Consider the following 13,239-nt stretch of genomic DNA (forward strand, 5'->3'; position numbering starts at 1 on the left):
TCTTTACTTTCAGGTTCAAACAGGAACTAAACGGGCGCGCGAGTTCCGCGCGGGATTTTCCGGCGGCCGGGCGGCGGATCAGGCGAGCGAGTTCCGGCGTCGGCTCGTGTACCAGACGAGCCCCGCGGTGGCCGCCGCCGCGCCTATGGCCGCCGCCGCGACCAGGGCCGGACGCGGCGGTACGGAGAACGCGGGCAGCCGCTGCTTGAGCCGCACCGGCCGGTGGAAGTCGAGAATCGGCCACGCGCGCGCGACGGCCTCCCGGCGCAGTGCCCGGTCCGGGTTCACGGCGTGCGGATGCCCGACCGACTCCAGCATCGGCAGGTCGGTCACCGAGTCGCTGTAGGCGTAGCAGCGGCTGAGGTCGTAACCCTCGGACCCGGCCAGCTCGCGGATCGCCTCCGCCTTGGTCGGGCCGTAGGCGTAGTACTCCACCTCGCCGGTGAAGCAGCCGTCCTCCCCCACCACCATCCGGGTGGCCACCACGCGGTCCGCGCCGAGCAGTTCGCCGATCGGCTCGACCACCTCCGCGCCCGACGTGGACACGATGACCACGTCACGACCGGCGGTGTGGTGCTCCTCGATGAGGGACGCGGCCTCGTCGTAGATGATCGGGTCGATCAGGTCGTGCAGCGTCTCGGCGACGATCTCCTTGACCTGCCGCACGTTCCAGCCGCGGCACAGCGCGGACAGATACTCGCGCATGCGCTCCATCTGGTCGTGGTCGGCGCCGCCGGCGAGGAAGACGAACTGGGCGTACGCCGTTCGCAACACGGCCCTGCGGTTGATCAGTCCGCCTTGGTAGAAGGACTTGCTGAAGGTGAGCGTGCTCGACTTCGCAATGACCGTCTTGTCCAGATCGAAGAAGGCCGCTGTGCGGGGCAAGGAGTGGTTTTCCACGCCCCTGAGCATAGGGGCAGCCCATTCGGCGTAAGGTGGGCGCGTGGGTTTGCCTGAGAGGGCTCTCGGGTACACCATGGAAGTCACGGATCGTTCGCGACCGTGCCAACCCGGTCCGACTCCTCCCCCCCCGAGTCGGCCGTGGAGACGACCCCCGCTCTCCCCCCCGGCGGGGGTCGTCGCATGTCCGGGTGGGTTTTTCCCTTTCTGTCCGTGGTTGCCGAGCCGGATCGGCCGCGCCGCGCGGGATTCAAGGGATTTCCATGATCTGTCACGTTGTGTAGTCGTGGCGCTGCTCTGTGGAAGTCGTACGGGAGCCAGCACAGGGGTCACCGGTATGGGTGATGGCGATATTCACAGCCATCGAGTTGTCCACCGTTTTTGACCAAGATCCACACGATTTCCCGGATCGCTGCACCGTGATTCCGACGCGCACCGCTTCCGGCGAGTTCATGGCCGGTTCCGATTGTCCGGGCGCGTGCGGCCGGTTCGTATCGGCCGCCCATAGGAAGGCCGGTCGCCGGTTCTTCTCACGTTCGGGATTCGCGGGGCCGCACGGGCCGCGCGCAAGAAGCAGCGAAGGGGGTTCGACCCGTGGCCGGAACCGTCACACACGATCCACCGCCCGATGCCGGAGGGCTCCAGGGCAGACCGCTGATCGTCACCGAGGACGCCGGGCTCCTCGACGACCTGCTGCGCCTGTGCGCCGCGGCCGGTGCCACACCCGAGGTCCACCACGGCCTTCCCGAGCGCAGAGGCGGCTGGGAGGCGGCGCCGCTGGTGCTGGTCGGTGACGACGCCGCCCGGCGGGTGCGCGGAGCGGCGCGCCGGCGCGGAGTGGTGCTGGTCGGCCGCGACCAGGACGACTCCGGGATCTGGCGGCGCGCCATCGAGATCGGCGCCGATCACGTGCTGGTGCTGCCCGACGGCGAGCAGTGGCTGGTCGACCGCATCGCCGACGTCGCCGAGGGCGTCGGCCGTCCCGCGCTCACCGTGGGTGTCATCGGCGGCCGCGGCGGGGCGGGCGCGTCCACGCTGGCCTGCGCGCTCGCCGTCACCTCCGCGCGGGAGGGCCTGCGCACCCTGCTCGTGGACGCCGATCCGCTGGGCGGCGGCCTCGACGTCCTGCTGGGCGGGGAGACGGCCGAGGGACTGCGCTGGCCGGCGTTCGCCGCCTCGCGCGGGAGAGTCGGCGGCGGCGCCCTGGAGGAGTCGCTGCCCGAACTGCACTCGCTGCGCGTGCTCAGCTGGGACCGCGGCGACTGCGTGGCCGTCCCGCCGCAGGCCGTCCGGGCGGTGCTGGCCGCCGCCCGGCGGCGCGGCGGCGCCGTGGTGGTCGATCTGCCCCGCCGCGTCGACGAGGGGGTCGCCGAGGCCCTCGCCCAGATCGACCTCGGCCTGCTCGTGGTCCCCGCCGAGCTGCGCGCCGTGGCGGCCGCGGCACGGGTGGCGTCCGCGGTCGGCATGGTCCTGCGCGATCTGCGGGTGGCGGTCCGGGGTCCGTACGCGCCCGGGCTCGACGACCGCGAGGTGACCCGGCTGCTCGGTCTGCCGCTGGCGGGCGAGGTGCCCGTGGAGTCCGCGCTGCGGCGCTCCGGCGAGGGCAGGACCCCGCCCGGCGCGGTGGCGCGCGGGCCGCTCGCCCGCTTCTGCACCGCCTTCTGGGAGCGGGCGCTGATCGAGGCGGCCGCCGCATGAGGACGGTTGCCGAACACCTGCGAACGGACCCGCGGACGGCCCCGGCGGATGTGCTCCGCGAGCCCGCGCCTGCCAACGGGTCCCGGATGCCCGCGGAGTTGCTGGACGGCGTACGGCGGTGGCTCGCCGAGAGCGGGGCCGAGCCGACGCCCGCGCGGGTCGCGCAGGCCCTGCGCGAACAGGGCCGCGTGCTTGGGGACGCCGAAGTGCTGGGCGCGGCCGAGCAGTTGCGTTCCGAGCTGATCGGCAGCGGTCCGCTGGAGCCGTTGCTGGCCGATCCGTCGGTGACCGACGTCCTCGTGTCGGCCCCGGACCGGGTGTGGGTGGACCGGGGCGGCGGACTGGAGCGGGCCGCCGTCGCCTTCCCCGACGCGGCGGCCGTACGGCGCCTCGCGCAGCGCCTGGCCGCCGTGGCCGGCCGCCGGCTGGACGACGCTCGGCCCTGGGTCGACGCCCGGTTGCCCGACGGCACCCGGCTGCACGCGGTGCTGCCTCCCGTCGCCGTCGGCTGCACCTGTCTGTCCCTGCGGGTCGTACGGCCGCGCGCGTTCACGCTGGAGGAACTGGTCGCGGCGGGCACGGTGCCGCCCGGCGGGGACCGCGTGCTGCGGGCACTGATCGAGGCCCGGCTGTCCTTCCTCATCAGCGGGGGGACCGGAACCGGCAAGACCACGCTGCTCAGCGCGCTGCTCGGACTGGCCGGGCCCGGCGAGCGGATCGTCCTCGCCGAGGACTCCGCGGAGCTGCGACCCGACCATCCGCACGTCGTCCGGCTGGAGACCAGGCCCGCCAACCAGGAGGGCGCGGGCCTGGTCACCCTCGAGGACCTGGTGCGGCAGGCACTGCGGATGCGGCCGGACCGGCTGGTCGTGGGCGAGGTGCGCGGCGGCGAGGTGGTCCATCTGCTGGCCGCGCTGAACACCGGCCACGAGGGCGGATGCGGCACGGTCCACGCCAACGCGGCGGCGGACGTCCCCGCCCGGCTGGAGGCGCTGGGCACCGCCGCCGGGCTCGACCGGGCGGCGTTGCACAGCCAGTTGGCGGCCGCGCTGTCGGTGGTGCTGCACCTCGTGCGGGACCGCTCCGGACGGCGGCGGATCGCCGAGGTGCGGGTGCTGGAGCGGGACGCGTCGGGACTGGTGCGGACCGTGCCGGCGCTGCGCTGGGGCGCGGAGGCGTTCGTGGCGGAGCGAGGGTGGGAGCGGCTGCGGGGGCTGCTCCGGACGGAGAGCGGGAGAGGGGGCGACGACCGCGATGGATGAGGGGTTCTCGGGCTCGGCCTGCGCGGCCGCGGGCGCGGTGTGTGCAGGGGCGGCCGTGTGGCTGCTGGGCGGCCGGTACTCCGCGGCACGGCGGGCGCGGTCGCTGCTCGCCGGCGGCGGCCCGGAGGGCACGGGGCCGCCGCTCTCGGGCCGGGTCCTTCGCGAACTGGCCCAGGTTCGAGGGCGGTTGCGTGCCGAGTGGTGGGCGCTGGCCGCCGGGATGGTACTCGCGGTGCTGGGCGCCTCGGTGCTGCCTGTCGTCGCGGGGGCGGTCGGGGTGCCGCTGCTGCGCCGCACCCGGCTGGCCCGGGCGGCGCGCCGACGGCAGGAGCGGCGGGCGGACGCGGTGATCGCCCTGTGCGGGGCACTCGCCGGAGAGGTGCGGACCGGGCGGCAGCCGGGCGAGGCGCTGCTGTGCGCCGCACGGGACTCAGGTGGGCTCGGCGACGCCCAGGCTGCGGTGCTGGCGGCGGCCCGGTTCGGCGGGGACGTGTCCGCGGCGCTCGCCGCGGCGGCCCGGCAGCCGGGCGCCGAGGGCCTGCGCGGCCTCGCGGCCTGCTGGCGGGTGGCGGTGGACCAGGGCGCGGGCCTGGCGGCCGGGCTGGACCGGCTCGAGAGCGCACTGCGGGTGGAGCGCGACCAACGCGCCGATCTACGGGCCCAGTTGTCCGGGGCCAGGGCCACGGCCGTCATGCTCGCCGGCCTGCCGGTCCTCGGACTCCTGCTGGGCACGGCCATGGGGGCCGATCCCTTGCGGGTGCTGCTGCACACGGGAGCGGGACTGGGCTGCCTGGTCATCGGTGGCGTGCTGGAGGGCGCGGGGCTGTGGTGGGCCCTGCGGATCGTGCGAGGGGCGGAGGCGATGTGAGCACGGGTGTCGTTGTCCACAGGTTGGGGATGGCCGCGGCGGCGGCGGTGCTCCTGTGGCTGTCGGTGAGATGGCTGCAGGCGATGAGCCGGGAGCGGAGCGCGCGGCGGCGGATGGCCGCGCTGCTGGGGACGGAGCGTTCGGCGGAAGAGGCATGGCGCTCGCGCTCACGGCTCCTGGCGGCCGGTGCCGTGCGGCGGTGGCTGCCGGCGGTGGGTGTGGCCGGGGCGGGGTGGGTGCTGGTCGGCGGGCTCTCCGGGCTCGCGTTCGGGCTGGCCGGGGCGGCCGGGATGTGGCAGTGGCGGCGGCGGGCGGCCGGCCGCCCCGAAGCGGAGTCCGACGCGGCCGAAGCCGCCCGTCAACTCCCGCTCGCGGCCGACCTGCTGGCGGCCTGCATCGCGGCCGGTGCCGGTCCGGTGATCGCCGCCCAGGCCGTCGGGGAGGCCCTGGGCGGCCCCGTCGGGGACGCACTGGCCCGGGGCGCCGCCCAGGTGCGGCTCGGCGGACAGGCGGCCGACGCCTGGCGCGGACTCGCCTCGATACCGGGGGCCGCGGCCCTGGCACGGCTGCTGGAGCGGGCCGACGAGTCGGGCCTTCCCGCCGCCGGACCGGTGGCCCGGCTCGCGGCCGACGTCCGCGCCGACCGGGCGCGCACCGCGACGGCCCGGGCACGCCGCGCGGCCGTGCTGGTCACCGCGCCGGTGGGGCTGTGCTTCCTGCCCGCGTTCGTCGCGGTGGGCGTGCTGCCCGTGCTGATCGGCCTCGCGGGCGGAGTGCTGAGCGGAGGTGGTGGCTGAGGGCACCGGCGGAACGGATGCGGGAGCAGCGGGTCGACAACCAACAGACAACAGCCGATCAACACACAACAGCCGACCAAGAGACACGGCCAACCAACAGACCAAGACCTTACGGGGGTTGAAATGTACGGAAAGGTGTGGGCACGGCTGCGTGCCCTGGCACGCAGGGACGCGGGAATGGTGACGTCCGAGTACGCGATGGGGATCATCGCGGCGGTGGCGTTCGCGGTGCTGCTGTACGAGGTGGTGACGAGCGGCCAGGTCAAGACGGAGTTGCAGAACATCGTGAAGCGGGCGCTCAGTGCGCGGATGTGAACGGGCATGGGCACACCGGGCCGAACGGCAGGGCGCCGACGCGGGGTTCGTGACGGCGGAGGCGGCCATGGTCCTGCCCGTGCTGGTGCTGGTGGTGACGACGCTGGTCTGGGTCCTGCTGGTCGTGCTCGCACAGATCCAGTGCGTGGACGCGGCCCGGGCAGGGGCCCGGGCCGCCGCCCGCCAGGACCCGGACGGCGCGGTCACCCGAGTGACCCGGGACGTGGCACCGCACGGGGCGAAAGTCACGGTGACCCGCAGGGGAGACCGCGTGCACGTGGTCGTCGTGGCCGACCCGCCGGGGCTGGGGGTGCTGCGCTTCCGGCTGAGGGAGGAGGCCGTGGCGGAGGCGGAGGAAACGCTCGGGACGCGCGCAGAGCGGGGGACGGGGACATGAAGCGGAGGACGGGGACATGAAGCGGAGGACGGGGACATGAGGCGCCGCATTCCGGCCCCCCGCGGCTTCCGCCGGCCCATCGGTGGCGGACGTGGCGGACGCCGTCTGTCCGACCGGGGCTCCGCCACCGTGTGGAGCGTCGGGGCGATCGCCCTGCTCTGCGTGGTGTTCGGTATCGGGCTCGCTCTGGGGCAGGCGGTGGTCGACCGGCACCGCGTGGCCGGAGCCGCCGACCTCGCGGCCCTGGCGGCGGCAGGCCACTGGGCCGAGGGCGGTGCCGCCGCCTGCGCCCGGGCGGACGAGGTGGCCCGGGCACAGGCCGCCCGGCTCGTCCGGTGCGCCATCGTGGGCGACACCTCGGACGTCACGGCGGCGGCGGACCGGGGACTCTTCACCGCGGAGGTGAGGGCGAGAGCGGGACCGGCTGCTCCGGCGGACGCCCCGGTGGGACCGGGGGAGCCCGGGGAGCCTGTGGCAGGGGCGGCGGGGCCCGGGGAGCCCACGGCTGGGCCGGTGGGGGCTGGAGGGCCCATGGCAGGGTCTACGGGCCCCGCGGGATCCACGGCAGGGTCCACGGCTTCCGCGGGATCCATAGCGGGGCGTACGGCTCACACAGGGCCCCTGGCGCCCGTGCCTTTCACCCGCGTGGGCTAAGCCTCCGCCTCCATCTCTGCCTCCGCCTCCGCCTCCATCTCCGCCGCCTTCTCCTCCGGGGCCGCCTTCAGCAGCACCGTCAGCAGACGCACGGCCCCCCTCTTGTGCAGCGGGTCGTTGCCGTTGCCGCACTTGGGGGACTGGATGCAGGACGGGCAGCCGGAGTCGCACTCGCAGGAGGCGATGGCCTCGCGGGTGGCGGAGAGCCAGGCGCGCGCGGTGTGGAAGGCGTGTTCGGCGAAGCCCGCGCCACCCGGATGGCCGTCGTAGACGAAGACCGTGGGCAGCAGCGTGTCGGGGTGCAGTGGGACGGACACGCCGCCGATGTCCCAGCGGTCGCAGGTCGCGAACAGGGGCAGCATGCCGATCGACGCGTGCTCCGCGGCGTGGAGGGCGCCACCGAGGATCTCCGGGTTGATCCGGGCCTCGTCCAGCTGGTCCTCGGTGACCGTCCACCACACCGCGCGGGTGCGCAGCGTACGAGGAGGGAGGTCGAGTTTCGTCTCGCCGAGCACTTCACCGGTGATGACACGTCTGCGCAGGAAGGAGACCACCTGGTTGGTGACCTCGACGGAGCCGTAGCACAGGCGGCCGTCGCCCCAGGGCACCTCGACGTCCGTCTCCAGGACGGAGATAGCCGTCGTGTCGCGGGCGACCGTCGTGTACGGCGGGGCGGCCTCCTCGACCAGGGCGACCGAGTCGTCCAGATCGAGGGAGCGCACCAGGTACGTACGGCCCTGGTGCAGATGGACGGCGCCCTCGTGCACCGTCGTGTGTGCGGCGCTCGCGTCGACCGTGCCGAGCAGCCGGCCGGTGCCGGCCTCGACGATCTGCACCGGCCGTCCGCCCTCGCCGCGGATGTCGGTGAGGTCAGCGGCCCGCTCCCGGCGCGTCCAGTGCCAGGCCTTCGTCCGGCGGCGCAGCAGCTTCGCGGCCTCCAGCTGCGGCAATAGCTCCGCGCAGGCCGGGCCGAACAGTTCGGTGTCCTCCTCGGTGAGCGGCAGCTCGGCGGCGGCCGCGCACAGGTGCGGGGCGAGGACGTAGGGGTTGTCGGGGTCGAGGACCGTGGACTCGACCGGCTGGTCGAACAGGGCCTCGGGGTGGTGGACGAGGAAGGTGTCCAGCGGGTCGTCGCGGGCGACCAGCACCGCCAGGGCGCCCCGACCGGAGCGCCCCGCGCGGCCCGCCTGCTGCCACAGGGAGGCGCGGGTGCCCGGGTATCCGGCGATCAGCACGGCGTCCAGGCCGGACACGTCCACGCCCAGCTCCAGGGCGGTCGTGGCGGCCAGGCCCAGGAGCTCGCCGGAGTGCAGGGCGCGTTCCAGGGCGCGGCGCTCCTCGGGCAGGTAGCCGCCCCGGTAGGCCGCGACACGCCGGGACAGCGGCCGGTCGATCTCGGCCAGCCGCTCCTGGGCGATCACCGAGATCAGTTCCGCGCCGCGCCGGGACCGTACGAAGGCGACCGAGCGCACGCCCTGGAGGGTGAGGTCGGTCAGCAGATCCGCCGTCTCGGCGGTGGCGGTGCGCCGGACGGGCGCGCCCCGTTCGCCCCGCAGCTCGGTCAGCGGGGGCTCCCAGAGGGCGAACACCAGTTCACCGCGGGGCGAGGCGTCGTCGGCCACCTCCACCACGGGCACTCCGGTGAGGCGGCGGGCGGCCACGGCGGGCTCCGCGGCGGTCGCCGAGGCCAGCAGGAAGACCGGAGAGGCGCCGTAGCGCGCGCACAGCCGGCGAAGGCGGCGCAGCACCTGGGCGACGTGGGAGCCGAAGACGCCCCGGTAGGTGTGGCACTCGTCGACGACCACGTACTTCAGGGCGCGCAGGAAGGAGGACCAGCGCGGGTGGGAGGGCAGGATCCCGCGGTGCAGCATGTCGGGGTTGGTCAGGACGTGGTTGGCGTACTGGCGGATCCACTCGCGTTCCTCGGGCGGGGTGTCGCCGTCGTACACCGCGGGGCGTACGGCCTTGCCCAGCGGCCGGGCGAGTTCCTTCACCGCTCGGCACTGGTCGGCCGCGAGGGCCTTGGTCGGGGCCAGGTACAGGGCGGTGGAGCCGCGGCCGTTGGCCGCCTCGGAACCGTCCAGCAACGTCGAGAGCACCGGGACGAGGTAGGCCAGCGACTTGCCGGAGGCGGTGCCGGTGGCGACGACGACGGAGTCGCCGTCCAGGGCGTGTTCCGCGGCGCGAGCCTGGTGCGCCCACGGGTGCTCGATCCCGCACGCCTGGACCGCCGCGATCACCTCCGGCCGAATCCGGTCGGGCCAGACGGCATGGCGCCCCGCGCGCGGGGGCAAGTGCTCCGTATGAGTGATGCGCGCAGCCCGGCTCTGCCCCGCGGCGAGCCGGTCGAGAACCGCGCCCGGCGCCAGGCGGGTTGCGGGGGCAGCCGGGGATCGATCGGATCGGTGATTCTTGGCCATCGGCACCGAGTCTGTCACCGGCGTGCAGGACAATGGGACCAAGGCGTCGTGCACGCCTGCCGGTAAGTGATTGAATGCCATCGCGGCTGGCGAACCGTCCCGGGGGCTTCAAGCCGAGGTGTCCCGAGGGGCGACCGCTCGATAGCAAGGTGCTGGAGGATCCGTGGACCTGTCCCTGTCGACCCGTACCGTCGGCGATCGTACGGTCGTCGAGGTCGGTGGCGAAATCGACGTATATACCGCGCCCAAGCTGCGCGAGCAGCTGGTCGAGCTGGTGAACGACGGGAATTTCCACCTCGTCGTCGACATGGAGGGCGTGGACTTCCTCGACTCCACCGGGCTCGGCGTGCTGGTCGGCGGCCTGAAGCGCGTGCGTGCCCACGAGGGCTCGCTGCGCCTGGTGTGCAACCAGGAGCGCATTCTCAAGATCTTCCGTATCACCGGTCTCACCAAGGTGTTCCCGATCCACACCTCGGTGGACGAAGCGGTGGCGGCGACAGACTGACCACCGGCCCCGGGCCGGTGACCGGGGCGGAAGAGTCCAAACGGGGGGCCGGGCATTTCGGCGGCCCGGTCCTCCTACAGCACGCCCGTAGCTCCGAGGGGGATGCATGGCCACCGTCGAACTCCGCTTCAGCGCGCTGCCCGAGCACGTCAGGACCGCCCGTCTGGTGGCGGCAGCGGTGGCGCGCAGGGCCGGAGTGGACGAGGCCGTCCTCGACGAGGTCAGACTCGCCGTCGGCGAGGCCTGTTCCCGGGCTGTGGGGCTGCATCGCAACGGCGGGATCTCGGCACCGGTGAAGGTGATGCTGACCGAGGAGGAGAAGCAGTTCTCCATCGAGGTCGGCGACGAGGCCCGGCACGCGCCGTACCACGCCGGGGACGCCCCGGGCGCGGTGGACGAGGCGGAGGCCGAGGAGGACGAGATGGGCCTCGCGGTCATCAGCGGTCTCGTCGACGACGTGAAGGTGTCGGCAGGGGAGCACGGCGGGTTGATCAAGATGACCTGGCCGACCACATCGCCGGTCGCGACGCTTCCCTGACGCACCTCACCCGTTCGGCGCACCACACGAGGGCCCTGCTTCGCAGGGCCCTTCTTGTTGCACGACCGCTTCCACCAGGTACATTGAATTCGTGAATGAATTCACGACCGGTCGGCAGATCATTTGATCAAGCATTGATCGAGGGTCAATGGTTTTGAACCATTACCTCTTTCGGGTTCCGTGGCGTGACGTCGATCATTTGCTGAAGAGCAGGTGAAGGGCAATTCGGTTTGCCGCGCTCTGTTTTGATCAGGTTCCGCTACCTACAATCCGTCCACATCTTGAGCTCAGCCCAAGCGTCAAGGAGGACGAATGGCGGGGCTTTCTACCCCTCATCAGTTGGGCCACCCCACAACCTTCGCAGCTGCAGTGCTGACCAACGACAATCGGATCATCGTGGCGGTCATCGCGGCCGTCGCGCTGGCCGCGCTCGTGGTCGCAGGCGTCCTGGTGCGCCAGGTGCTCGCGGCGGGCGAGGGCACCAGCAGCATGAAGAAGATCGCTGAAGCGGTCCAGGAAGGCGCGAACGCCTATCTGGGCCGCCAGTTGCGCACGCTCGGCGTATTCGCCGTGATCGTGTTCTTCCTGCTCATGCTGCTGCCCGCGGACGACTGGAATCAGCGCGCCGGACGATCTGTGTTCTTCCTGATCGGAGCCGCCTTCTCGGCGGCCACCGGCTATATCGGCATGTGGCTCGCCGTGCGCAGCAATGTACGTGTCGCCGCGGCGGCCCGTGAAGCGACCCCTGCGGAGGGTGAGCCGGAAAAGGATCTCACCGCCGTCTCGCACAAGGCAATGAAGATCGCTTTTCGTACCGGCGGCGTCGTCGGCATGTTCACGGTGGGGCTCGGCCTGCTCGGCGCCTCCTGTGTGGTGCTGGTGTACGCGGCCGACGCGCCGAAGGTGCTGGAGGGCTTCGGCCTCGGCGCCGCGCTGATCGCGATGTTCATGCGTGTGGGCGGCGGCATCTTCACCAAGGCCGCCGACGTCGGCGCCGACCTGGTCGGCAAGGTCGAGCAGGGCATTCCGGAGGACGATCCGCGCAATGCCGCGACCATCGCCGACAACGTGGGCGACAACGTCGGCGACTGCGCGGGCATGGCGGCCGACCTCTTCGAGTCGTACGCCGTCACGCTGGTCGCCGCGCTCATCCTCGGCAAGGCGGCCTTCGGCAACGACGGGCTCGCCTTCCCGCTGCTCGTGCCGGCCATCGGTGTGATCACCGCCATGATCGGGATCTTCGCGGTGGCGCCGCGCCGCGCCGACCGCAGTGGTATGAGCGCGATCAACCGCGGTTTCTTCATCTCCGCGGTGATCTCACTCGCCCTGGTCGCGGCCGCCGTCTTCGTCTATCTGCCGTCGTCGTACGCCGGTCTCACCGGTGTCACCGACGCGGCGATCAGGGGCAAGGACGGCGACCCGCGGATTCTCGCCCTGGTCGCGGTGGGGATCGGCATCCTGCTGGCCGCCGTGATCCAGCAGCTGACCGGCTACTTCACCGAGACCAACCGTCGTCCGGTCAGAGACATCGGCAAGACCTCGCTCACCGGTCCGGCCACCGTCGTCCTCGCCGGTGTCTCCGTGGGCCTGGAGTCGGCGGTCTACACCGCCCTGCTGATCGGCCTCAGCGTGTACGGGGCCTTCCTGCTCGGCGGTACGTCGATCATGCTGGCGCTGTTCGCGGTGGCGCTGGCCGGCACCGGGCTGCTCACCACGGTCGGTGTGATCGTCGCCATGGACACCTTCGGCCCGGTCTCCGACAACGCCCAGGGCATCGCCGAGATGTCCGGCGACGTCGAGGGCGCGGGCGCCCAGGTGCTCACCAACCTGGACGCGGTGGGCAACACCACCAAGGCCATCACCAAGGGCATCGCCATCGCCACCGCCGTCCTCGCGGCCTCGGCGCTCTTCGGGTCGTACCGGGACGCCATCACCACCGGCGCGCGTGACGTCGGGGAGAAGCTGACCGGTTCGGGTGTGCCGATGACCCTGATCATGGACATCTCGCAGCCCAACAACCTGGTCGGCCTCATCGCCGGCGCCGCGGTCGTCTTCCTGTTCTCGGGGCTGGCGATCAACGCGGTGTCCCGGTCGGCGGGTTCGGTGGTGTACGAGGTGCGCCGGCAGTTCCGTGAGAAGCCCGGGATCATGGACTTCAGCGAGAAGCCGGAGTACGGCAAGGTCGTCGACATCTGCACCAAGGACGCCCTGCGCGAGCTCGCCACACCCGGGCTGCTCGCCGTCATGGCGCCCATCTTCATCGGGTTCACGCTCGGTGTCGGTGCGCTCGGCTCCTATCTCGCGGGCGCGATCGGCGCGGGCACGCTGATGGCGGTGTTCCTGGCCAACTCCGGTGGCGCCTGGGACAACGCCAAGAAGCTGGTCGAGGACGGCAACCACGGAGGCAAGGGCAGCGAGGCCCACGCGGCCACGGTGATCGGGGACACGGTGGGCGATCCCTTCAAGGACACCGCCGGCCCCGCGATCAACCCGCTGCTGAAGGTGATGAACCTGGTGTCGCTGCTCATCGCGCCCGCGGTCATCAAGTTCTCCTACGGCAGCGACAAGAGCCTCGGCGTGCGGATCGTGATCGCGGTCGTGTCGCTGGCCGTGATCGTCGGCGCGGTCTACATCTCCAAGCGGCGCGGTATCGCCGTGGGCGACGACGACAACGCCGAACGGGTCTCCAAGTCGGCCGATCCCGCGGTGGTTTCGTAGGCGGTCTCATCCCGGGCCCAGCTCAGGAGACGGGCGGGCGGCGCGTACGACGCGTCGCCCGCCCGCCGTGTGTGCCGATGCTCTCCGTGAGCCTTCTCTCGCTTGGTGCAAATAGTCGCAAGACGCCACACAAGGGGCGACCGAGTCCCGGGTGTGGCCGACACGGC

General features: G+C 72.6%; 12 protein-coding genes. 10 read left to right on the forward strand and 2 right to left on the reverse strand.

Going from position 1 to position 13,239, the window contains the following annotated elements:
* Positions 1-78: 78 nt before the first annotated feature.
* Positions 79-912 carry an HAD family hydrolase gene (locus ACFY3J_RS25325; protein WP_384174871.1) on the reverse strand — a complete coding sequence of 278 codons (834 nt, stop codon included), beginning with the start codon at positions 910-912 and terminating at the stop codon, positions 79-81.
* A 582-nt stretch (positions 913-1,494) separates the two neighbouring features.
* On the opposite strand from ACFY3J_RS25325, the gene ssd reads away from it, so the two are divergent.
* The 7 genes from ssd (at position 1,495) to ACFY3J_RS25360 (ending at position 6,891) form a co-directional block, all read left to right on the forward strand.
* Positions 1,495-2,598, forward strand: coding sequence for a septum site-determining protein Ssd (ssd, locus tag ACFY3J_RS25330; protein WP_384174873.1), 1,104 nt, complete (start codon positions 1,495-1,497; stop codon positions 2,596-2,598).
* A gap of 86 nt (positions 2,599-2,684) precedes the next feature.
* Positions 2,685-3,860 (forward strand): TadA family conjugal transfer-associated ATPase, encoded by a 1,176-nt coding sequence (locus ACFY3J_RS25335; RefSeq protein ID WP_390841795.1) that lies wholly within the window; start codon positions 2,685-2,687, stop codon positions 3,858-3,860.
* Positions 3,853-4,728 carry a type II secretion system F family protein gene (locus ACFY3J_RS25340; protein ID WP_390841796.1) on the forward strand — a complete coding sequence of 292 codons (876 nt, stop codon included), beginning with the start codon at positions 3,853-3,855 and terminating at the stop codon, positions 4,726-4,728. The genes ACFY3J_RS25335 and ACFY3J_RS25340 overlap by 8 nt, the downstream gene beginning before the upstream one ends.
* A 29-nt stretch (positions 4,729-4,757) precedes the next feature.
* Positions 4,758-5,525: a type II secretion system F family protein gene (locus tag ACFY3J_RS25345; protein ID WP_390841797.1), complete on the forward strand. Its 768-nt coding sequence runs from the start codon at positions 4,758-4,760 to the stop codon at positions 5,523-5,525.
* Between the two features lie 123 nt (positions 5,526-5,648).
* Positions 5,649-5,840, forward strand: a complete 192-nt coding sequence (locus ACFY3J_RS25350) for a DUF4244 domain-containing protein (protein WP_384174881.1) — start codon at positions 5,649-5,651, stop codon at positions 5,838-5,840.
* Positions 5,827-6,237, forward strand: a complete 411-nt coding sequence (locus tag ACFY3J_RS25355) for a TadE family type IV pilus minor pilin (RefSeq protein WP_390841798.1) — start codon at positions 5,827-5,829, stop codon at positions 6,235-6,237. The genes ACFY3J_RS25350 and ACFY3J_RS25355 overlap by 14 nt, the downstream gene beginning before the upstream one ends.
* Before the next feature lie 36 nt (positions 6,238-6,273).
* Positions 6,274-6,891: an Rv3654c family TadE-like protein gene (locus ACFY3J_RS25360; RefSeq protein WP_390841799.1), complete on the forward strand. Its 618-nt coding sequence runs from the start codon at positions 6,274-6,276 to the stop codon at positions 6,889-6,891.
* On the opposite strand, the gene ACFY3J_RS25365 is transcribed toward ACFY3J_RS25360, so the two are convergent.
* On the reverse strand, positions 6,888-9,392 hold the full coding sequence (locus ACFY3J_RS25365; RefSeq protein WP_390841800.1) for a DEAD/DEAH box helicase: 2,505 nt from the start codon (positions 9,390-9,392) through the stop codon (positions 6,888-6,890). The genes ACFY3J_RS25360 and ACFY3J_RS25365 overlap by 4 nt on opposite strands.
* Positions 9,393-9,474: 82 nt before the next feature.
* Here ACFY3J_RS25365 and bldG point away from each other — a divergent pair, with 82 nt between their 5' ends.
* The 3 genes from bldG to ACFY3J_RS25380 all read left to right on the forward strand — a co-directional run bounded on the left by bldG (position 9,475) and on the right by ACFY3J_RS25380 (position 13,072).
* On the forward strand, positions 9,475-9,816 hold the full coding sequence (gene bldG, locus ACFY3J_RS25370) for an anti-sigma factor antagonist BldG (protein WP_009189842.1): 342 nt from the start codon (positions 9,475-9,477) through the stop codon (positions 9,814-9,816).
* Positions 9,817-9,922: 106 nt separating this feature from the next.
* Positions 9,923-10,354 carry an ATP-binding protein gene (locus ACFY3J_RS25375; RefSeq protein WP_225076944.1) on the forward strand — a complete coding sequence of 144 codons (432 nt, stop codon included), beginning with the start codon at positions 9,923-9,925 and terminating at the stop codon, positions 10,352-10,354.
* Positions 10,355-10,666: 312 nt separating this feature from the next.
* Entirely contained in the window at positions 10,667-13,072 is a 2,406-nt protein-coding gene (locus tag ACFY3J_RS25380; protein ID WP_384174888.1) for a sodium-translocating pyrophosphatase, read from the forward strand.
* The last annotated feature ends 167 nt before the right edge of the window (positions 13,073-13,239 follow it).

Source organism: Streptomyces sp. NPDC001231 (assembly GCF_042896885.1).
Classification (GTDB): domain Bacteria; phylum Actinomycetota; class Actinomycetes; order Streptomycetales; family Streptomycetaceae; genus Streptomyces.